The sequence below is a fragment of the Nocardia sp. Marseille-Q1738 genome, from assembly GCF_965283145.1.
Map to the genome: position 1 here is coordinate 39342 of NZ_CBDIMS010000015.1, position 20350 is coordinate 59691.

A 20350-nucleotide genomic window follows, 5' to 3' on the forward strand; every position below is an offset into this window, starting at 1 on the left:
TTGTGGTGCGTGGCGCCGATGCTGGCGGCAGCGCTTGCGCTCACGTCGTGTTCCGCCGACTCGACGAGCGACGGGGCCAAAACCGTTGGCCCGGTGAAAGTGTCCGACGGCGGGCTCAAAGGCGATCCGATCGTCATCGGGTCGATTTGCAGCTGCAGCGGCCCCGCCGCCGGATCGGTGGGGCGCAGCAGCGATGTGCTGCAGGCGTGGGCGTCATGGGTCAACGATCGTGGCGGAATCAATGGGCACCCGGTCAAGCTCATCACCTACGACGACCAGCAGAATCCGACGACGGCGCTGGCTGTGGCGAAGAAACTGGTCGAGGAGGACAAGGTGGTCGCCATCGTCGGCCAAACCAGCCTGGTCAGTTCGAGTTGGCAAAGCTACGTCGACAGCAAGGGCATTCCGGTCATCGGCGGACAGCCGGTCGATGCCCCGTTCATCACCGATCCGAACTTCTTCGCCTCCGGAACTACGTTGCCGGTGCTGATGCTGGGCGAAGTCGCTCAGGCCAAGAAGGCGGGCGCGAAGAAACTCGGCGTCTACTATTGCGCCGAGATCCCGGTCTGCGAGCAGCTACCGCAGATGCTGAAGCCGATGGCCGAACAGGCCGGTCTTGGATTCGCTTCGGAGAAAGTCGCGATTGCGGCGCCGAACTACATCGCGCCCTGCCTGGCATTCAAGGAAAAGGGTGTCGACGCCGTATTCCCCGGCGTCTCGGTCGAGGCGATTTCGCGGATCGCGGCATCCTGTGCGCAGCAAGGTTACAAACCGATTCAGGCTCCTACCGGCGTGAGCCTGCAGAAGGCGTGGGCCACCGACCCGAACTTCGAGGGCAGCATTTTCGCAGGCTCCAATGCGCTGTACACCGACGAATCGATTCCGGCCATCAAGGATTTCAATGACGCTCTCGCCGAGTACATTCCCGGCCTTCGGGACAGCGCGGACTTCAGCTCACCACTGCTGTGGCCGTGGGCAGGCGGGCAGCTCTTCCTGGCAGCGGCCAAAGCTGCCGGCCTCTCGCCGTCTTCGACGAGCGCGGATGTGATCAAAGGGCTGCGCGCATTGCGCGACGAGACCCTCGGAGGCCTGGCTCCGCCGCTGACCTTCCCGGAAGGCAAACCGGCGTTTCCGATGTGCTACTTCACCGGAAACACCAAAGGCGGTGCATTCCACTCCGACAACGGTGGTAAGCCGACGTGCATCGACGACGCTACCGCTGCCGCGCTGATGAAGGCGCTCGCGCCGTCCTGACGGTCCGAACCCAGGGCCGACTGTTCCGGCGTACGGCGAGGTGGCGGCTGTCCTCCGCCGCCTCGCCACCCTGGACACAGTGGCCGTCAGGGACTGATCCTTGCCCAATTGTCTTAGCACAACCGGAAATTCGCTGGCGTACGCAACGTCGGCTCCTCTACGGTAGCACCGTTGTCGGATCGGGCAACGGAGAGGAATATCGTGACCACCAAGCTGAACCAGCTCATCGCCGTCGAGAAGGGTGTGAAGTCTCAGGCGAACGCCGACCTGGCCGCCGCGTACCAGCGGGTGGGCAAGACCGAGCTGCTGGCCGGCATTGCCCGCACCTACCGGCCGTTGGACGACGAAGGTGAGGCGCTCCCGCCGGAGTCGAAGCGGGTGCAGGTCCGGGTCAGTGAGGTGATCGCGGACGTCACGGCAACCCTGACCAGACTGTTGAACGTCACCGCCACGAAGGACGTGGCCAACTGCTCGGCGAAGGCCGACCTGGTGGTGGACGGAAACACACTGGCCACGGACCTGCCCGTGACCTATCTGCTGTTCCTGGAGAAGCAGCTGGGTGAACTGAAGTCGTTCATCGCCAAGCTGCCGACGCTCGACCCGGCCGAGGCTTGGTCGTTCGACGATGTCGCAGACTGCTTCGCGACCGAGCCCAGCCAGACGGTGCGGACCAAGAAGGTGCCGCGCAACCATGTGCTGGCCGCCGCCACCGACAAGCACCCGGCCCAGGTGCAGGTCTATCACGAGGACGTGGTGGTCGGACGCTGGACGACCACGAAGTTCTCGGGAGCGCTGCCGGCCAAGGAGGTCAGTGAGATGCGTGCTCGGCTCGGGAAGCTGACCGATGCGGTGAAGTACGCTCGGGAGACAGCGAATTCGACCGCGGTGACCGACGTCGAGCCGGGCGAGGCAATCCTCGGCTACCTCTTCGGATAACCGGGGCCCACAGACTCCCCCTTCGGGGGGATGGAGCACAAGCTGAAATTGAAGCTCAAGCTGACGGCGGGGCAGTGCCCAGCCGATGAGACTCAAGCTCTTGCTCCAAGCTCAACAACACCATCGACCTCGAGTTCATGGGTGTGGACGCGACGCACCCCCGAAATCCCGGTTCGAGTCCGGGCAGCGCCTCTCCGTGGCGCTGTAGCGTAATGGCAACGCGCGGGGTACATCATGCTGAACCACACTCGCGGGCGCAGTGGTCACAGATGGTGCAGCGATAGCTCAATCGGCAGAGCATCGGACGGTTGATCCGACGGGTGCGGGTTCGAATCCCGCTCGTAACACAGGAGGAGCCGGGCAGGGTATAGCCCGGCTCCTCCGCTTGCCGCCAGAGTTCGTTCCGGTGCGGGCGCATCGCGGTGCGAACCCGACGCAACATGGCCGACGATGACACCCCGTTCGACCGGCGCGGAAACCTTGTCTCTGTCATGTACTTTCACCTCACCGGGACGATCACCGCGAACCCGGGCGACGGCTGTTCGGTGCACCCGGGTCGGCGCTCGGGATGGGAGAGTGATCCGGTGCCTGAAGAATGATATCGATGGTCACGAAGATTTATGCTACCAGTGGTAGCATAAGACGCATGGGTAGTAGCAAGAAGTACTCGATCAGCCTTCCCGAAGATCTTGCCGAGCAGGCGCGGGCCTATGTTGGTTCCGGCGGCTTCTCCGCCTATGTCGCGGAGGCGTTGGAGCAGCGTGTTGCGATGGACAAGCTCGGTGAGTTGGTAGCCGATTTCGAGAAGGACAATGAGCCGCTGACGCGGGCGGAAATTGATGAGGCGCGGGCGGAATTGGGTTTCGAGCGCCGCCGTCGGGGTTCGCGCGGATCGGCCGCGTGATGCCGGATGTGCTGTTTCTCGACAGCGAGGGACTGTCGATGCTGTATCGGAAAAATCGCCGAATGCTTGCGTGGGTGCAGGCGGCCAAAGAGGACGGTGTGCGAGTGGCCACCACGGCGATGACGACGGTGGAAGCCGACTACAGCAAGGTGCATCCGGCCCGGATCTCCTGGGCGCTGTCACAGATCGATGTTCACGCCGTCACCCGGGAGGTGGCCGCGCAGGCCGCAGCCCTGTTGCGGGAACACGGTCTGAGCGGTCACAAGTATGCGATCGACGCCGTTCTCGCGGCATCGGCGAGGTCGGTTCGCGGGTTGGTCACGGTGGTGACGTCTGACCCCGAGGACATGGCGTTGCTGTGCGGCCCGGAGATCGAGATCGTGAAGGTGTGAGCGGTCAACTCGCCTTCGCCGTCTAGCCGGGTAGCTGCGGGTTCGACTGGCTTAGTTTTCGTGCGCTGAATCGTACTGCTTCGTAGACGCGAACCGGGCCGAATCGCTCTGAGGCACAGAGTGATTCGGCCCGGTTTCGGGGTCAGGCGACTAAGCCGTCGGTTCGAACGCTTCCGCGATGATCTCCGCCTGCTCCACTGCGTGGACCTTGCTGGACCCCGAGGACGGGGCCGACATGGCGCGGCGCGAAATGCGGCGGAGTTTGCCGAGGCGGTCGGGGAGGACTTCCGGGAGGTTGAGGCCGAAGAAGGGCCATGCGCCCTGGTTGGCCGGTTCCTCCTGGACCCAGACGAGGTCGGTGGCGTTGGGGTAGCCGCTGAGTGCCTCGTTCAGGCGGTAGGTGGGCAGCGGGTAGAGCTGCTCGATGCGGACGATGGCGACGTCTTCGCGCTTCTGCTTGGCCTTTTCGGCGGCCAGCTCGTAGTAGAGCTTGCCGCTGGTCAGCAGGATGCGCTTGACCTTGCCGCGGTCGCCGATGCCCTGCTCGTAGGCGGGTTCGTCGAAGACCGAGCGGAACTTGCTCTCGGTGAAGTCCTTCAGATCCGAGACCACAGCCTTGTTGCGCAGCATCGACTTCGGAGTGAAGACGATCAGCGGGCGGCGGATGCCGTCCAGCGCGTGGCGGCGCAGCAGGTGGAAGTAGTTCGCCGGAGTGGACGGCACCGCGACGGTCATCGAGCCCTCCGCGCACAGCTGCAGGAAGCGCTCGATGCGGCCGGAGGTGTGGTCCGGGCCCTGGCCCTCGTGGCCGTGCGGCAGCAGCAGCACGACGTCGGACAGCTGGCCCCACTTCGCTTCACCGGAGGAGATGAACTCGTCGATGATCGACTGCGCGCCGTTGACGAAGTCACCGAACTGCGCTTCCCACAACACCAGTGCATTGGGGTTGCCCAGGGAGTAGCCGTATTCGAAACCGACGGCGGCGAATTCGCTCAGCGCGGAGTCGTGCACGGCGAACCAACCCGGGTTCTCGCTGCCGATGTTGTGCAGCGGGGTGTACTCCTCGGCGGTCTTGCGGTCGATGATCACCGCGTGCCGCTGGGTGAACGTGCCGCGGCGGGAGTCCTGACCGGTCAGGCGCACCGCGCGACCCTCGTCGATCAGCGTGCCGAACGCGAGCAGCTCGGCGAAGGCCCAGTCGACCTTGCCCTCATAAGCCATCTCGCGGCGCTTCTCCAGCACCGGCTTGACGCGCGGGTGCACGTTGAAGCCGTCGGGCACGTTGAGGAACGCGTCGCCGATCCGCTGCAGGACCGCCTTGTCCACGGCCGTCACGACGGACGCGGGCACCGGCTGGTCGCCCTCGACCGACTCGCTCGGTTCCGGCGAGTATTTCTCCAGCTCACGGACCTCGTTGAACACCCGCTCCAGCTGGCCCTGGTAGTCGCGCAGAGCGTCCTCGGCCTCTTTCAGCGAGATATCGCCACGACCGATCAGGCTCTCGGTGTACGCCTTGCGGACCGAGCGCTTGGTGTCGATGACGTCGTACATGTACGGCTGGGTCATCGACGGGTCGTCGCCCTCGTTGTGGCCGCGGCGGCGGTAGCAGATCATGTCGATCACGACGTCCTTGCGGAACTTCTGCTTGAAGTCGACCGCCAGACGCGCCACCCAGTCGCACGCCTCCGGGTCGTCGCCGTTGACGTGGAAGATCGGCGCGCCGATGAACTTCGCGATGTCGGTGGAGTACTCGGTGGAGCGGCTGTTCTCCGGCGCGGTGGTGAAGCCGATCTGGTTGTTCACCACGATGTGGATCGTGCCGCCGACCCGGTAGCCGCGCAGACCCGACAGGTTCAGCGTCTCGGCGACCACGCCCTGACCCGCGAACGCGGCGTCACCGTGCAGCATCAGCGGCACGACCGAGTAGCCCTCCGGTCCGTCGCCCTTGTCCAGCAGATCCTGCTTGGCGCGCACCAGGCCCTCCAGGACCGGGTCGACCGCCTCCAGGTGTGAGGGGTTGGCGGTGAGCGAGACCTCGATCTCGTTGTCGCCGAACATCTGCAGATAGGTGCCGTGCGCGCCGAGGTGGTACTTCACGTCGCCGGAGCCGTGCGCACCGGCCGGGTTCATGTTGCCCTCGAACTCGGTGAAGATCTTCGAGTACGGCTTGCCGACGATGTTGGCGAGCACGTTGAGGCGACCGCGGTGCGGCATGCCGATGACGACCTCGTCGAGGCTGTGCTCGGCGCACTGGTCGATCACCGCGTCCATCATCGGGATGACGGCCTCGGCGCCTTCCAGCGAGAAGCGCTTCTGCCCGACGTACTTGGTCTGCAAGAAGGTCTCGAAGGCCTCCGCTGCGTTCAGCCGGTTCAGGATGTACTTCTGTTGCGCGACAGTCGGTTTCGCGTGCTTCTGCTCGACCCGGTCCTGGATCCACTCCAGCTGCTCGGGATCGAGGATGTGGGTGTACTCGACGCCGACGTGGCGGCAGTAGGCGTCGCGCAGGATGGACAGCACGTCGCGCAGCTTCATCCGTTCCTGGCCGTGGAAGCCCGCCACGTTGAACGTGCGGTCCAGGTCCCACAAGGTCAGGCCGTGCTGGGTGACATCCAGGTCCGGGTGGCTGCGGAACTTGTCCTTGACCAGCCGCAGCGGATCGGTGTCGGCCATCAGGTGGCCGCGGTTGCGGTAGGCCGCGATCATCTCCAGCACGCGGGCGCTCTTGTCGACGCCGCGCTCACGGATGTCCTTGCGCCAGCGGACCGGCTCATAGGGCACGCCGAGGCCGTGGAAGATCTCGTCGTAGAACTCGTCGGCGATCAGCAGCTGGTGGATGGTGCGCAGGAAGTCGCCGGACTCCGCGCCCTGGATGATGCGGTGGTCATAGGTGGAGGTGAGCGTCATCAGCTTGCCGACGCCCAGCTCGGCGATGCGCTCGTCGCTCATGCCCTGGAACTCGGCGGGGTACTCCATCGCGCCCGCGCCGATGATCGCGCCCTGACCGTTCATCAGGCGCGGCACCGAGTGCACCGTTCCGATGGTGCCCGGATTGGTCAGCGAGATGGTGACGCCGGAGAAGTCCTCGGCGGTCAGCTTGCCCTCGCGAGCGCGGCGGACGATGTCCTCGTACGCGGTGTGGAACTGCCCGAAGGTCATTGCCTCGCAGCCCTTGATGGCCGCGACGACGAGTGCGCGGTTGCCGTCCTTACCGGGCAGGTCGATGGCGAGCCCGAGGTTGGTGTGCGCGGGGGTGACCGCGTTCGGCTTGCCGTCGATCTCGGTGTAGTGCCGGTTCATGTTCGGGAACGCCTTGACCGCCTGCACGATGGCGTAGCCGAGCAGGTGGGTGAAGGAGATCTTGCCGCCCCGGGTGCGGGCGAGGTGGTTGTTGATGACCAGCCGGTTGTCGATCATCAGCTTGGCCGGGATGGCGCGCACGCTGGTCGCGGTCGGGATGCTCAGCGAGGCGGCCATGTTCTTCGCCACGGCCGCCGCGGCGCCGCGCAGCACCTTGGCCTCGTCGGTGGCGGTGTCGGCCTGCTTCGGGCCGGAGGTCGGCGCGGCGTTCGACGTGGGCGCCGGGGTGGTCTGTGGAGTGCGGGCGGTCACCGTCGCGGGCTTCGGAGCGGCCGGGGCCGGCGCTTTCGGGGCCGCGGCCGCAGGGGCGGGTGCAGGCTTGGCGGCCACCGGCTGGGGGGCCGGGGTGACCGGAGCCGGAGCCGGAGCGGCGGCCTGCGCGGGCGCGGGGGCGGCCTGGCTGTTGCCGGAATCACCACTCGCCTCAGGCGTGTAGTCGGCCAGGAACTCATGCCAGCTCTCGTCGACGGAAGATGGATCCTGTTTGAACTTCTGATACATCTCGTCGACCAGCCATTGGTTCTGACCGAACTGGGAAGTTGAGCTGCTCACAGCAGGTGTTCGCCTCATTTCGTTCTTCGCGCTGCGACGTTTGTGACGTGCCCGGCACGGGGATCAGCGGATGCGCGCCGATGCGCCCTATCTGAGGATAGGCCCAGCAGCAAATCGGTGGATTCACTGACCACCCGACACCCCCGACCTCATAGGTGACGACTCGTCAGTACTCGAGAATATTCCCCCGGACTCGCGGGCCGCTGCCCACAGTCGGGCATACGGTCCGTCCGCGGCGAGCAGCTCCGCGTGGGGACCGAATTCCACGATCCGGCCGTGGTCGACCACGGCGATCCGGTCGGCGCGCGCGGCCGTGCCGAGCCGGTGCGCGACGATCACGGTGGTCCGGTCTCGGCTCAGTGATCGGCTCGCTGCCAGCACCGACGCCTCGGCGTCCGGGTCCAGCGTCGCGGTGGCCTCGTCGAGCAGCAGCAAGTCCGGGGCGACCAGTTCGGCGCGGGCGAGCGCGATCAGCTGACGCTGGCCCGCCGACAGACCGCGGCCTCGTTCGCCGACCGGCTGGCGCATACCGAGCGGGAGGGCGGCGATCATGTCGGTCGCGCCCACCGCGGCGGCGGCCGCGGTGATCTCCTCGGGGGTCGCGAATGGTTTCCCGAATGCAATGTTGCTCGCGACGTCGCCGCTGAACAGGTGAGCTTCCTGCGGGACGATGCCGAGCCGTGCGCGGTAGTCGGCGAGGCGGTAGTCGCGGATGTCGGCGTCGTCCACACGGATCGCGCCGGGATCCGAGCCGCGGTTGCCGTTCCGCTGCGAGCCGGCGGCACTGTGCCGAGTCGCGGACTCGGCCGGGCCCGACGCTGGGCTACTCGGGGAATTCGGCTCCTTCGGATGTCCGCCGGAATGGTTCGACTCGTCCCGGGGCAGGTCATAGAGACGCGCCAGCAACTTGACGACGGTCGACTTGCCCGCGCCGGTCGGTCCGACCAGCGCCAGGGTGGAACCCGCTGGGATGTGCAGGGAAATGCCGTCCAGGGCCGGAACCCGGCTGCCCGCGTACCGGAACCGGACGTTGTCGAAGGCGACATCGCCGCGCAGCCTCTGCGCGATCGGCACCGGATCGGCCGGATCGGCGGTGATCGAGGACGGCGTGCGCAGCAAGTCCCCGATCCGTCGCAGACCGACCCTGGCCTGCTGATAGCTGTCGAAGACCTGGGACAGCTGCAGGATCGGACCGAACAGCAGCTGGAGATACAGCACGAACGCGACCAGCGTCCCCGCGCTGGTCGCACCGGCGGCGACCTCGCGCGCACCGAAGAACACCACCGCGGCCAGCGCCACGTCGGCCCATCCGACGACGAACGCGAAGTACAGCGCGATCGCCCGCTGAGCCCGCAAACGGCTGTCGCGATACCGCTGCGAATACTCCGCGAAACGACGGGCCGCGCGCGGCTCGTGCCGGTTCGCCTGCACCGCGCGCAACCCCGTCACGTTTTCCTGGAAATCGGCGTTGACCGCCGACACGTGCTCCCGCGAGACGGTGTACGCGACGGATGACACCCGCCGGAACAGCACCGTCGCGAGCACCAGGGCGGGCACCGTCGCCAGCACGACCAGCGCCAGTGAGACATCGATCACCAGCAACGCGACCGCGATGCCGACCAGCGTCAGCAGGCCGACCAGGGTGGTGGCGACCCCCGTCTGCAGGAACGTCGACAGCGCGTCGACGTCGGTGGTCATCCGGGTCATGATCCGGCCGGACAGCTCGCGTTCGTAGTAGTCGAGCCCGAGCCGCTGCAGATGCGCGAAGCTACGGACCCGCAAGCCGAACAGCACCCGTTCCCCGGTCCGCGCGGTGAGCGCGGTGGTCGCCGCGCCGACCGCCCAGCCCGCGGCGGCGAGTACCGCGCCGAACATCGCCGCGCGGACCAGCGCCGCGGCATTGTCGCCCAGTACGCCACCGTCGATCGCGTAGCGCACCAGCGGCGGGAACGCGATACCGATCACCGCGTCGGCAGCCAGCAGCGCCATTACCGTCAGGACGAGCCGGCGCACCGGGCGCAGCATGCGGCGCAGCCCGAAGCGCGGATCGGGCTCGCGGAAGCGCTCTACGTCCAGGCCGGGTTGCTCGGTGGCGGGTGGCAGGCGCTCGATGGTGCGGCGCAGTTCGGGTGTCTCGCTCACGTCGGCCGCCGCGCCCGCGAAGCGGCCGCTGGGGGAACGACTCGGGCTCGGCCCGTTCCCGGCCCCGGACGCGGTGATGTCCGGCCCCGGGGCGACGTGTCCGACGGGCGCTGGCAGCCGGATCACGCGATCGGCGTGGGCGAGCGTCGATTCCCGATGCGCCAGGATCAGCGTGGTCCGCCCGCCGCGGTCGGGCAGCGCGTCGAAGATCGCCGCCTCGGTCACCGCGTCCACCGCCGAGGTGGCGTCGTCGAGCACCAGGATGCGCGGGCGCGCCAGCAGTGCTCTGGCCAGCGCGATCCGCTGCCGCTGGCCGCCGGAGAGGGTCAGTCCGCGCTCGCCGACCACGGTGTCGTATCCGTCCGGCAGCTCGGCGATGAACTCGTCGGCCGCGGCCTGCACGGCCGCCTGCCTGATCTCCTCGTCGGTCGCCTCCGGCCGCCCGAGCGCGATATTCGCGGCGATCGTGTCGGAGAACAGGAAGGGATCATCGAAGACGACGCCGATGGCCGCGCGCAGGTCGGCGGCGCGCACGTCGGCGAGGTCGACGCCGACGGTTTCCGCCGTGAGCGTCGCGGTGCGCGCACCATTCCGTGTGACGGTGAACTCATCCGCTGAGTTCGTGCGAAGTGGGGCGGGTGCGGCTTCGGTGAACAGCCGGATGTGGCCGGAGTCCGGTGCGTAGAACCGGGGGAGCAGCAGGGCGAGCGTGGACTTGCCCGATCCCGCTGGGCCGATGATGGCCACCGTCTCACCGGGCCGTATGCGCAGGTCCAGTTCGCGCAGCACGGGCTGATCGGGATCGAAACCGAAGGTGAGCGCGTCGATTTCGATGCCGAGCGGGCCGTCCGGCAGCTCGACCGGACGATCCGGGTCGGCGATGACCGGCGCGGTGTCGATCACCTGGAACACCCGCTCGGCCGCCGCCCTGGTCAGCTGGGCCATGACGATCACCGACGAGAGGATGCGCGCGGTGCCGGTCATGACGGCGACGTACGCGGCGAACGCGACGAAGGTGCCGATCCCGATACTGCCGTGCAGGGCGAGCAGTCCACCGAGCGCGATGACCGCGACCATGCCGAGTTGTGGAATCGTCGCGACGGTCGGCGCGAAGCGGGCGTCGATCTTCGCGGCGCGCATCCGCTCCGCGAAGAGTGTGCGGCCGTGGCGTTCCAGCAGGTCGACCATCCGGGCTTCCTGACCGAAGCCCTTCACCACCCGCACCCCGGTGACCGTCTCCTCGACGTGCTGGGCGAGGTCGGCGGCGCGCTGCTGCGCGGACCAGGTGGCCGCGTGCAGCCGCGGGCGCATTCGATAGACGACCAGGCCGATCGCGGGCACCACCAGCAGCGCGACGGCGGCCAGGGGCGGCGAGAGCCAGATCATGACCACGGCGGCGAGCACGAACTCCAGCAGCGCCATGCCCGACAGCGGCACCATCGCCATCAAGCCCTGGACCAGCTGGAGATCGGTGATCGACCGCGACACCACCTGACCGGTGCGCAGGGTGTCCTGGCCGACGCCGTCCAGTCGTTGCAGTGAACCGAGCAGGTTCACGCGCAGTGCGTGCTGCACGTCCAGTGACAGCCGTCCGGCCAGCAACCTCCGCCCGAATCCGGCCGCGGAGCGGCTGACGGCCAGTACCAGGAACAGGCCCGCGGCGGCGCTGATCGCCGCCGTGTCACCGACACCGGCCGCGTCGATGGCCTTTTTGGTCAGCAGCGGCCCGGCCGTCTCGATGACCGCGCCGCCGAGAATCGCCGCCGCGATCCCGGCAAGCACCGCACCGTGGGGCCGGCATTCGGCCCACAGCCTGCGTATCCATCCTGGTCTGCCGCCCCCGTCCACCACGCCCGTTTGCCCCCTTCGTCGTACCGCGTTCTTCATCGACGGTACCGACGCCCACCGACAGGCCGTTGTTCCCGGCGTGGGGTCACAGGTCCCGGGTGCGCAGGCTCCACCAGCTCGCGGCGCCCAGGCCGATGGTCCACAGCAGCAGGACTACGACGGCGGCCGGGGTGGGGGCGAGGAAGTCGCTGTCCGGAAAGGAACCGACGGCGATCGTGCCGACGGTCGCGGAGACGGGCAGCACGGTAACGACGCCCGGGATGCCGAGACCACGGCTGACCAGCCACAGCAGGGGCTCGGCGAGCCCGATCCAGCCGAGCAGCAGCGCCACCGACCTGGCGGAGGAGCGCGCCAGGATGCCCGCGCTCGCGCCGATCAGCGACCAGCAGACCGCGGCGAGCAGCCCGCCGCCGAGCACGGCGAACAATTCGCCGGTCACCGCGATCTTGTCCCGACCCGCGCCGAAGAGGCCGCCGAGCGAGACCAGTTCCACGGCCACCCCCGCCGCCACCGCGCAACACCCGATGACCAGGAACTTCGCGGCGGCCAGCCGATCGCGGTCGGCGGTGAACAGCACGCTCACCGGCATCGTGTGATACCGGTACTCGGTGCCGGTGCCCACCGCGCCGAAGACGGCGGCCGCCAGCGCGACCACGCCGAGACCGACGTAGAGCCCGATCGTCGCCGCGCCGGTGGCGGGCTCGCCGCGCGGGTCCGGCGGTCCGGCCAGGCCCGCCGAGGCGATGCTCGCGATCAGCGCGATCGCGAGTACGGCGCCCGCGAGTGTCTGGCCGCGCGGCATCGTGACGACCTTGCGGATCTCGGAGTTGACGGTCGGCACCAGGTCCGCGGGCAGGATAGCGATCATCGTGGGATTCCGTAGGGCAGCGGCGACGGTTGCTGGGTGCTCGGCGCGGCGAGGCCGGGGTAGTGCGGCGCCGGCGCCGCGGTGGGTTTGGTCAGCGACGCGAGCACCCGGTCGGGGTGGATGGGGTCGGAGACAATGCTGTCGATCCGCACTTTCGCCGCGGTGGCGGCCGCTCTGATCTGCGCCTCGGTGGCCTCCGCGACGGCGAGGCGGCCATCCGGGCGGATCACCGCGTCGGTAAACCCTTGTGCCGCAAGCATGGTCGCCAGCGCGATGGGCGGGGACGCGGCGACGACCAGCCGGTCCGGATGTCCGCGCCGCAGCCGAGCCGGGCTGCCCTGATACACCACCGTGCCCTCGTTCAGCACGACCAGGTGGTCCGCTCCGGGCAGCACGGCGGCGAGGCTCTCGCTGGACAGCAGGGCGCTGCCGCCCCGGCGGGTGTGCCTGCGCAGGAATTCCTGCAACCAGCCGCGCTCGGCGGCGTCGAGCCCGTCCATCGGATCGTCGAGCACCAGCAGCGGGGGGTCGCCGAGCAGCGCGGTGGCCAGCGCGAGCCTGGTCTGCTGCCCGATCGACAGGCTGCCGATCTTGGTCGCGGCGTACTCGTCCAGCCCTACGAGCTCGAGCACCTCGCCCACCCGCGCGTCCACCAGGCCCGCCGCGGCCGCGTAGATCAGCAGGTGCTCCCGCGCTGTCCGAGCCGGATGCAGTCCGCGTGGCGCGAGCACACCGCCGACCACCCGCGCGGAACTCCCAGCGTCGGGTCGGGCCGAGCCGGAGCCGCCCAGGGACGCGGTGCCGGAACTGGGGGCGACGAGGCCGAGCAGCACCCGCAGGATCGTGGTCTTGCCCGCCCCCCGCGGACCCACCAGCGCCGCGGTGGCGCCGGAGGGCACGGTGAAGCTGACGTCCGTCACTGCGGTCGCGAGGTCGTACCGCTTGGTCAATCCCCGGACGGCGAACGCGACCGGACGGCTCCCGCTCATCGTGGGGTGGCCGGAGGTTGCGGCTTGGCCGGGTCGATCGCGGTGAGCGGATCGGCGTCGACGATCAGGTGCCGGTCGGCGGGCCACGTGACCGGCGCCGGTCCGAATGCCTTGCGCGCGTTGGTGATCGTGGCCTTGCCGAGCGCGCGGTTGCCCGCGCCGCCGATCACGGCGCCGATGCCCGCGGGCAGCACCTTGCCCGCCATCAGCGCGGCGCGCTTGGTGATGAACCGGATGATGAACCGCTTCAGCAGCGAATCATTCATGCTCGACAGCCCGGGAATCCGGTTGGCGAAGACCGTGCCCCAGTTCTTCGCGGAGCTGCCGACGGTTTTCTGCACGATCTCCATGCCGCTCTCACCCAGCACCACGGCCAGCACCAATGCCCTGCGCTGCTCCTGATCCTGCGGCGAAATGCCGTGCACCGCGGCCACCGCGAGGGTGAACACCGCCGATGCCTCCATGAAGAAGGTGGTTTCCGCGCTGACCGCGGCGACCGCGGCGATGGTGCCGACACCGGGGAGCGCCGCGGTGGCGCCCACCGCGCTCCCGCTGCCGGTCACCGCGAGCAGGTATTGCTTCTCCAACCGCTCGATGATCTGTGCGGGGTTTTCGTCGGGATGGGAGCGCCTGATCCGGTCCACGTACCTGGCGACCGCGGGCGCTTGCAGGCGTGACCCGGTATCGAGCAGCTCGACCACCGTCTTCTCGAACGCACCTTTGAGCATCGGCGGCATCCTCCTCTTCCGGTCTGCTGGTTGAACTGTATGGCACCGGTTGCCGTCAGCTCGTCATGACAACGAAGTACCCAGGCGGATCGGTTCCACTAGTCGGCTGCCTATGCCTTGGGCTACCGCCGGACGTGGCCGGGCAACGTCAGGCGGGCGCCTGAACCGCCGGTACGCGTTCGGCCAATGGTGGAGGGGGCGGCGGGGTTCCGTCGCCGAACGGTCTGCCGCCGAGGGCTTCTCTGCCGTGCGGGGTCAACCAGTTGGCCAGGTCGGGGCCCTTGGGGACGATTCCGGTGGGGTTGATGTCGCGGTGCACCACGTAGTAGTGCGTCTTGATCTGCCCGAAGTCGATGGTGTCGCCGAAGCCGGGGGTCTGATACAGATCGCGCGCGTACGCCCACAGCACCGGCATCTCGGTGAGTTTGGACCGGTTGCACTTGAAGTGCCCGTGGTAGACGGCGTCGAAGCGGACCAGCGTTGTAAATAGCCGTATGTCTGCTTCGGTTATCGTGTCGCCGACCAGATAGCGTTGTGCGGCAAGACGTTCCGAGAGCCAGTCCAGGCGGTTGAAGAGCCGGTCGTAAGCGGCGTCGTAGGCGTCCTGCGCCCCGGCGAACCCGCACCGGTAGACGCCGTTGTTGACGTCGCGGAACACGGCGAGGCTCACCTCGTCGATCTCCGCGCGCAGCGGTTCCGGGTACAGCAGCGGCGCGCCGGGCCGGTGGTAGTCGGTCCACTCGGTGGAGAAGTCCACCGTGATCCGTGCGTAGTCGTTGGTGACGACCTGCCCGGTCGGCACGTCGACGATGGCGGGCACGGTGATGCCGCGCGGGTAGTCCGGGAACCGGGCCAGGTAGGCGTCGCGCAACCGGGGGATGCCGAGCACCGGGTCGACGCCGCCCGGGTCCAGGTCGAAGGTCCAGCTGAGCTTGTCGTGCGTGGGACCGCACAGGCCGAGCGAGAGCACCTGCTCGAGCCCGAGCAGACGCCGCACGATCAGTGTCCGGTTCGCCCACGGGCAGGCCCGCGCCGCGACGAGCCGGTAGCGCCCCGGCTCGACCGGATAGCCGTCGCGGCCGTCGGCCGTGATCCGGGTGGTGATGTAGTTCGTGTCCCTCTTGAACTCGCCGGGCTCGACGTAGGAACCGCTCTCGCTAGCCGACTTGGTCACCTGGATAGTTTCGCAGATCGAGGTCCTGGTGGGCGCTGTCGGACGTAGTCCGTCCTCAGCCCGCGCATGGCCGGAGCGGAGGCAGGAGGTACGCACGATGGGCGCTGTCGGACGCAGTCCGTCCTCTGCCCGCGCACGGCCGGAGCGAAGGCGGAGGTACGCCTAGGCTGGCCGGATGAGTGAAACGAAGGCCACCCGCCTGGAACGCGACCGCACCGACGCCGGCGCCGACGTGGCGACCCTCACCCTCGCCCATCCGCCGCTGAACCTGTTCGATCGGGCGATGCTGGGCGCGCTGATCGCCGATATCGCCGAGTTGTCCGCCCGACCGCCGCGGGCGGTGCTGCTGCGCGCCGAGGGCAAGGTGGTGTCCGGCGGCGTGGACGTGCACGTGTTCGACGGCCTGACCGTCGAGCAGGGCGCCGAGTTGTGGCAAACGCTGTTCGCGCAGATCATCCACCCGCTGGAGGCGCTGCCGTGCCCGGTGGTGTTCGCCGCGCACGGGCTGACCCTGACCGCGGCCTTCGAGATCGCGCTCGCCTGCGACATCCTGCTCGCGGCGCCGAAGGCGAAGTTCGGGTTGGTGGAGACCGTGGTCGGGCTGACTCCGTCGATGGGCGGTCCGCAGCGTCTCGCCGAGCGCGCCGGGTCGGGACGGGCTCGCGAGTTCGTGATGACCGGCGACCTCTACGACGCGGCGACGATGGCCGAGTGGGGTGTGGTGAACGCGGTGCACGACGACGTCGACGCGGCGGCCCGGCAGCTGGCCCACCGGCTGGCCGACGGCCCGACGAAGGCGCACGCGGCGACCAAGCGGATCATCGAGGCGTGGCGTTCCGGCGGTGTGGCACACGCGGATTCGGTGACACCGGAGGTATCCGGCGCCCTGTTCGACACCGACGATCTCAAAGGCGCCGTGCGCAGTTTTCTCGAGGTGGGTCCGGGCAAGGCCGGCTACACCGGCCGGTGACAGGTCGGACACGTTCGTCGCCTATCCCAGCGAGATTGTGACCCGAGTCATATAGTCGCAGTGCCTGCTCACTCGAGGCACGCGGAGGACGAATGTCGCAGTTTCTCGTCGAATACCCCCTGACCGGCCCGCATGTCTGGGATAAACCGCTAGCCCGAGGCGCCGACGGGGTGCTGCGCTACGGAAACCTCACCCCGGCGCTGACCGAGCTATTGGATCTGCAGGTCCACGCGTTTTCCACCCGCGAGGCAGTGGTGGAGATCGGCGGACCGCGCCTGAGCTATCGGGAGCTGTGGCACGCCGCCTCCCGGATCGCCGGCGGCTTGCAGGAGCACGGGATCGGCTACGGCGATCGGGTCGCCATCCACATGCCCTCGGGCGCGCGCTGGGTACAGGCCTTCCTCGGCGCTCTGCTCAGCGGCGCGGTGCCGGTGCTGGTGCACGACGGCTTGCCCGAGGCGGTGGCCGAGCGCGTGATCATCGACAGCCGTGCCGATTTCGTGCTCGGCCGTCCAGGGGGCGAGACCGAACTGCCCGACGGCGCCGCGTTCATCGATGACGGTGCTGCGCTGAGTGATCTGGCGCTGCTGTGCTACACGAGCGGCACCTGCACGCCCAAGGGCGTGGAGCTGACCAACGAGAACCTGCTCTCCGCGGTGCGCTCCATGGTCGCCGCGCTGGATCTGCCGACCGACGGCCTGCGCAATCTGGTGCTGCTGCCGTTGGCGCACGCCAGCGGCTGTGTCGATCAGCTTTTGCCGACCTTCGCGGTCGGCGGCACGGTGGTGCTCGCCCGGGACAGCCGCGGCATGGCCGAGGCCATCGCGGCCGAGCGCATCGACATGGTCTCCGCGACGCCGCGGATCTTCGCGGGCCTGGTGCCCGAGTTGGCCGAGCTGCGCGCCGAGGGGCTGTGCACCGAGGGCGTCGCGCGGATCAGCAAAGCCGGTCACCGTGCCGAGCGCGCCGCGGTGCCGGCCACTCCTGTCGACCTGACGACCGAACTGCGCGGCGTGTTCCCGGCCGCGCGGCAGTGGTCGGTCTGGGGTGCGACCGAGACGAGCGGCATCGGTCTCGCCGTGGACGACGCCGAGCAGGCGGCGGACCCGTCGGACGCGGACGCCGTGCTCGGATTCCCCTTCGGCGGTACCGAATTGGCCCTGTGGGGGCCGAAGGCGACCGCGGGGCACGGGGAACTGCTGTGCCGCGGGCCGAACGTCACGCCACGCTACTGGGACGACCCCACCACCACCGCGGCGCGGTTCACCGGAACCTGGTTCCACACCGGCGATCAGGTGACGATCGACGCCGACGGCATGGTGCGCCGGGAAGCGGTGCCCGCCGAGTGATGCCGGCTCACTCCAGCATGCGCGTGCGCAGGCGCGCGAGCAGATCGGGCGTCAGGCCGACGGCCGCGAGATAGCCGTGCAGATCGCCGTGCAGTTCCCGCATCGAGACCGTGGCGATATCCAGGTATTCCTCGCGCACGCCGAGCAGGTCTACCGAAAGCTCCTCGCCGCCGAGTAGTTTCGTCGTCATCAAGGAGCGCAGCGCGGGGATGGCCCCGTTGCTTTGCAGGTAATCGGCCCGCACATCGGCTTCGGTGACGCCGACCGCCCGCAGCAGTGTCGCGACGGCCCAGCCGGTGCGGTCCTTGCCCGCGGCACAGTGCACCAGCACGGCGCCGGTACCGCGCACGATGGATTCGGCGAGCGCTGCGATGGCGGCGTGCGCCTCGGGCAGCGCCGGGAACATCCGGTAGACCTCGAGCATGTGCGTGTAGGCGGTCTGCGCGGTCGCCTCGTGCGGCGGCGCCTCGGCCATTCTGGAGTCGAACGGGGTGATGGCCAGCCGGACGTCCGCGGGCAGCCGGTCGGCGCCGATGTGCTCGATCTCGCGGTGTCCGCGCAGGTCGTGCACGTCGGTGACGCGCAGTTCGCGCAGCGCGGCGTGGCCCGCCTCGTCGAGTCCGCTCAGTTGGGCCGAGCGCAGCAGCACCCCGGGGCGAACCTTCGCGCCGTCGTCGGTGCGCAGGCCGCCGGTATCCCGGAAGTTGAACGTGCCGGAGAGGAAGTACTGATCGGCGGGTGGCGAGAGAGTCACCGATCCAGGTTATCGGCCCCACGGAACGAAAGGATGTCGGTCGCGGATCGAACCCCACACGACAGGCTGACCGATTTGCGCGGGTTGCACTGTGATATGCGTCACGAAATTTTGGGCACCCGATGTCCGAACCGTACCCTTATCTACGGTCTGCCGAACGGTGGGAGGGTCGAGATCCCCCGTCGTAGCGGGAATTCCGGGCGACACGGTGGGATCGCGTAGGCATCGCGGTTGGGTAACAAAACATTCTTTCAGTCTGGAAATACCCAATGAACCCGTTTCTAAACCAGGAAAAACCTCTAACATTGATGAACGTTGGACCGGGCAGCGTGGGGTTTTCCAGAAGTTGCCCGCCATGTTCAGCGAGTCGTGCCGACCGAGGTGCGCGAGTTCTTTCGCCGAGGGAGTCGTCGTTGAGCGCAGGTGGAGAAGTAATAACGAAGGACCGGCTACGGCCAGCCATACGCGAGGCGGTCGAAGAGGCAGCGGCCACGCTCGATTACACCGGGGTTCGCGCGCTGCGGGTGCTGCTGCACGCCGGGGTCAGTGCGTACTGGCCGTTGATCACAGAGGCGCCGACCAAGCACATCGAAGCATATGAGGCGGCAGTCCAGCTGCTGCGCGCCCGCTGGGACATGCGGACCGATCGAGTTGCCGACCCGACCGCGTCGGCGGCCTACCAGAGTATGGAATCCGAGGTCGCCGCGTTCCTGGAGCTGTGCACCGAGCGGTCGGGCACCCAATGGCTCGAACCGGTGGAGTCGATCTCGGCCTATGTCGTCTCGCTCGTCCGGGGCGCCATTCTGCGCTGGCTGGCCGACTGCAACGACGAGGCCATGCTGGTGGTGCTGGACGACCTGGTCGGCGCCATGGCCGCGAAAGGCATCGACCGCTAGCGCGCCGGAAATACTGGACGATCGACCAGTTTGATGGTTGAGTTGTCCTGGTGACCGAGACGTCGCCGATCGCGGGCCTGCACGCGGCCACCGCCGAGCTGGACCCGCCCCTGGCCGCCCTCGACGTGGCCGTCCTGCGCGCCAACGCCGCCGACCTGGTGCGTCGCGCCGGCGGTGTCCCGGTGCGTGTAGCCAGCAAATCCGTGCGCTGTCGCGCCGTTCTCGCCGAGGTCCTCGGCGCCGATCTCACCGCCGCGGGCGGTTTCGCGGGCATCATGTCCTATTCCTTGCATGAGGCCATCTGGCTGGTGCGTCACGGGGCGCGCGACGTCCTGCTCGGCTATCCCACCGTGGACCGCGCCGCGCTGGCCGCGCTGGCCGCCGACGACATCCTGCTGCGATCGATCACGCTCATGATCGATGACGCCGCCCAGCTCGACCTGATCCGCGCCGCCCTCGGCACCGACCGGGTACGCCCCAGGGTCTGCCTGGACGTGGACGCCTCCCTGCGCATCGGCCCGCTGCACCTCGGTGTCCGCCGGTCCCCGGTGCGCACGCCGCAGGAAGCGGCCACCTTGGCAAGCGACGCGCTGCGCCGTGGTTTCGACGTGGTGGGCGTGATGACCTACGAGGCGCAGATCGCCGGGCTGCCCGACGCGAATGCCGCAGTGCGCCTGGTGAAGCGGGCCTCGGCGGCGGAGATCGCCAAGCGGCGTGCGAAGGTGCTCGACGCGGTCCGCTCGGTGACCGGCAAGCTGGAGATCGTCAACAGCGGCGGCACCGGATCCATCGAAGTCAGCGTCGCCGACCCGGACGTGACCGAGGTGACCGCCGGATCGGGCCTGTACGTGCCGACGCTGTTCGACCATTACCGATCGTTCACCCCTAGACCCGCCCTGTATTTCGCCACCTCCGTACTACGGCGGCCCACGCGGAAGATCGCCACCGTCTTCGCGGGCGGCTACATCGCCTCCGGTCCGGCCGGGCCGTCCCGGGTCCCGAAACCGGTGTGGCCCGGCGGATTGAAGCTGCTCGGTACCGAAGGCGCGGGGGAGGTGCAGACACCGCTGTCCGGCGCCGCGGAACTGCGGATCGGCGATCGGGTGTGGTTCCGGCACGCGAAGGCCGGTGAACTGTGCGAGCGGTTCGACACGCTCCATCTGGTCGACGCCGACGGCTCCCGCGTCTCCGTGCCGACCTACCGCGGCGAGGGTGTCTGCTTCGGCTGACCGCC

Annotated in this window: 15 protein-coding genes and 1 tRNA gene; 9 read left to right on the plus strand and 7 right to left on the minus strand. The window is 68.5% G+C overall.

Features of this window, described 5'->3' with window-relative positions; genetic code table 11:
* The first annotated feature begins 18 nt into the window (after positions 1 to 18).
* The 5 genes from ACWPXK_RS32855 to ACWPXK_RS32875 all read left to right on the plus strand — a co-directional run bounded on the left by ACWPXK_RS32855 (position 19) and on the right by ACWPXK_RS32875 (position 3486).
* The gene (locus ACWPXK_RS32855) at positions 19 to 1254 is read left to right on the plus strand and encodes an ABC transporter substrate-binding protein (RefSeq protein WP_454200080.1); all 1236 of its coding nucleotides are present in this window, start codon (positions 19 to 21) and stop codon (positions 1252 to 1254) included.
* 201 nt (positions 1255 to 1455) lie between these two features.
* Positions 1456 to 2190, plus strand: coding sequence for a DUF7873 family protein (locus tag ACWPXK_RS32860; RefSeq protein ID WP_454200060.1), 735 nt, complete (start codon positions 1456 to 1458; stop codon positions 2188 to 2190).
* 277 nt (positions 2191 to 2467) lie between these two features.
* Positions 2468 to 2534: transfer RNA gene (locus ACWPXK_RS32865), tRNA-Asn, on the plus strand.
* 302 nt (positions 2535 to 2836) lie between these two features.
* Positions 2837 to 3094 (plus strand): hypothetical protein, encoded by a 258-nt coding sequence (locus ACWPXK_RS32870; RefSeq protein WP_454200061.1) that lies wholly within the window; start codon positions 2837 to 2839, stop codon positions 3092 to 3094.
* Complete coding sequence (locus ACWPXK_RS32875; RefSeq protein WP_454200062.1) at positions 3094 to 3486, plus strand: DNA-binding protein; 393 nt, start codon at positions 3094 to 3096, stop codon at positions 3484 to 3486. The genes ACWPXK_RS32870 and ACWPXK_RS32875 overlap by 1 nt, the downstream gene beginning before the upstream one ends.
* Before the next feature lie 150 nt (positions 3487 to 3636).
* Here ACWPXK_RS32875 and ACWPXK_RS32880 read toward each other — a convergent pair whose 3' ends face one another.
* From ACWPXK_RS32880 to ACWPXK_RS32905, 6 genes are all read right to left on the minus strand, one after another.
* Complete coding sequence (locus ACWPXK_RS32880) at positions 3637 to 7347, minus strand: multifunctional oxoglutarate decarboxylase/oxoglutarate dehydrogenase thiamine pyrophosphate-binding subunit/dihydrolipoyllysine-residue succinyltransferase subunit (protein WP_454200081.1); 3711 nt, start codon at positions 7345 to 7347, stop codon at positions 3637 to 3639.
* Between the two features lie 174 nt (positions 7348 to 7521).
* Positions 7522 to 11427 (minus strand): ABC transporter ATP-binding protein, encoded by a 3906-nt coding sequence (locus ACWPXK_RS32885; protein WP_454200063.1) that lies wholly within the window; start codon positions 11425 to 11427, stop codon positions 7522 to 7524.
* Between the two features lie 46 nt (positions 11428 to 11473).
* Complete coding sequence (locus ACWPXK_RS32890) at positions 11474 to 12256, minus strand: ABC transporter permease (RefSeq protein ID WP_454200064.1); 783 nt, start codon at positions 12254 to 12256, stop codon at positions 11474 to 11476.
* Positions 12253 to 13245 (minus strand): ABC transporter ATP-binding protein, encoded by a 993-nt coding sequence (locus tag ACWPXK_RS32895; protein WP_454200065.1) that lies wholly within the window; start codon positions 13243 to 13245, stop codon positions 12253 to 12255. Before ACWPXK_RS32895 ends, ACWPXK_RS32890 begins: the two co-directional genes overlap by 4 nt.
* On the minus strand, positions 13242 to 13973 hold the full coding sequence (locus ACWPXK_RS32900; protein ID WP_454200066.1) for a hypothetical protein: 732 nt from the start codon (positions 13971 to 13973) through the stop codon (positions 13242 to 13244). The genes ACWPXK_RS32895 and ACWPXK_RS32900 overlap by 4 nt, the downstream gene beginning before the upstream one ends.
* Positions 13974 to 14121: 148 nt before the next feature.
* Positions 14122 to 15147 carry a glutathione S-transferase family protein gene (locus tag ACWPXK_RS32905; RefSeq protein WP_454200067.1) on the minus strand — a complete coding sequence of 342 codons (1026 nt, stop codon included), beginning with the start codon at positions 15145 to 15147 and terminating at the stop codon, positions 14122 to 14124.
* 175 nt (positions 15148 to 15322) lie between these two features.
* On the opposite strand from ACWPXK_RS32905, the gene ACWPXK_RS32910 reads away from it, so the two are divergent.
* Both ACWPXK_RS32910 and ACWPXK_RS32915 read left to right on the plus strand, forming a co-directional pair.
* Positions 15323 to 16117: an enoyl-CoA hydratase/isomerase family protein gene (locus tag ACWPXK_RS32910; RefSeq protein ID WP_454200068.1), complete on the plus strand. Its 795-nt coding sequence runs from the start codon at positions 15323 to 15325 to the stop codon at positions 16115 to 16117.
* A gap of 92 nt (positions 16118 to 16209) precedes the next feature.
* The gene (locus ACWPXK_RS32915) at positions 16210 to 17466 is read left to right on the plus strand and encodes a class I adenylate-forming enzyme family protein (RefSeq protein WP_454200069.1); all 1257 of its coding nucleotides are present in this window, start codon (positions 16210 to 16212) and stop codon (positions 17464 to 17466) included.
* 7 nt (positions 17467 to 17473) lie between these two features.
* On the opposite strand, the gene ACWPXK_RS32920 is transcribed toward ACWPXK_RS32915, so the two are convergent.
* A complete protein-coding gene (locus ACWPXK_RS32920) occupies positions 17474 to 18220 on the minus strand; it encodes a tyrosine-protein phosphatase (RefSeq protein WP_454200070.1) in 747 nt (248 codons plus the stop codon).
* 413 nt (positions 18221 to 18633) lie between these two features.
* On the opposite strand from ACWPXK_RS32920, the gene ACWPXK_RS32925 reads away from it, so the two are divergent.
* On the plus strand, positions 18634 to 19116 hold the full coding sequence (locus ACWPXK_RS32925; protein WP_454200071.1) for a TetR family transcriptional regulator: 483 nt from the start codon (positions 18634 to 18636) through the stop codon (positions 19114 to 19116).
* 50 nt (positions 19117 to 19166) lie between these two features.
* Complete coding sequence (locus tag ACWPXK_RS32930; protein ID WP_454200072.1) at positions 19167 to 20345, plus strand: amino acid deaminase/aldolase; 1179 nt, start codon at positions 19167 to 19169, stop codon at positions 20343 to 20345.
* Positions 20346 to 20350: the final 5 nt, after the last annotated feature.

Coding starts and splice junctions, on each gene's coding strand:
- ACWPXK_RS32875 (WP_454200062.1), top strand. CDS start 3,094: ATGCCGGATGTGCTGTTTCTCGACAGCGAGGGACTGTCGATGCTGTAT.
- ACWPXK_RS32915 (WP_454200069.1), top strand. CDS start 16,210: ATGTCGCAGTTTCTCGTCGAATACCCCCTGACCGGCCCGCATGTCTGG.
- ACWPXK_RS32885 (WP_454200063.1), bottom strand. CDS start 11,427: ATGAAGAACGCGGTACGACGAAGGGGGCAAACGGGCGTGGTGGACGGG.
- ACWPXK_RS32890 (WP_454200064.1), bottom strand. CDS start 12,256: ATGATCGCTATCCTGCCCGCGGACCTGGTGCCGACCGTCAACTCCGAG.
- ACWPXK_RS32855 (WP_454200080.1), top strand. CDS start 19: ATGCTGGCGGCAGCGCTTGCGCTCACGTCGTGTTCCGCCGACTCGACG.
- ACWPXK_RS32870 (WP_454200061.1), top strand. CDS start 2,837: ATGGGTAGTAGCAAGAAGTACTCGATCAGCCTTCCCGAAGATCTTGCC.
- ACWPXK_RS32910 (WP_454200068.1), top strand. CDS start 15,323: ATGAGTGAAACGAAGGCCACCCGCCTGGAACGCGACCGCACCGACGCC.
- ACWPXK_RS32880 (WP_454200081.1), bottom strand. CDS start 7,347: ATGTATCAGAAGTTCAAACAGGATCCATCTTCCGTCGACGAGAGCTGG.
- ACWPXK_RS32900 (WP_454200066.1), bottom strand. CDS start 13,973: ATGCTCAAAGGTGCGTTCGAGAAGACGGTGGTCGAGCTGCTCGATACC.
- ACWPXK_RS32895 (WP_454200065.1), bottom strand. CDS start 13,245: ATGAGCGGGAGCCGTCCGGTCGCGTTCGCCGTCCGGGGATTGACCAAG.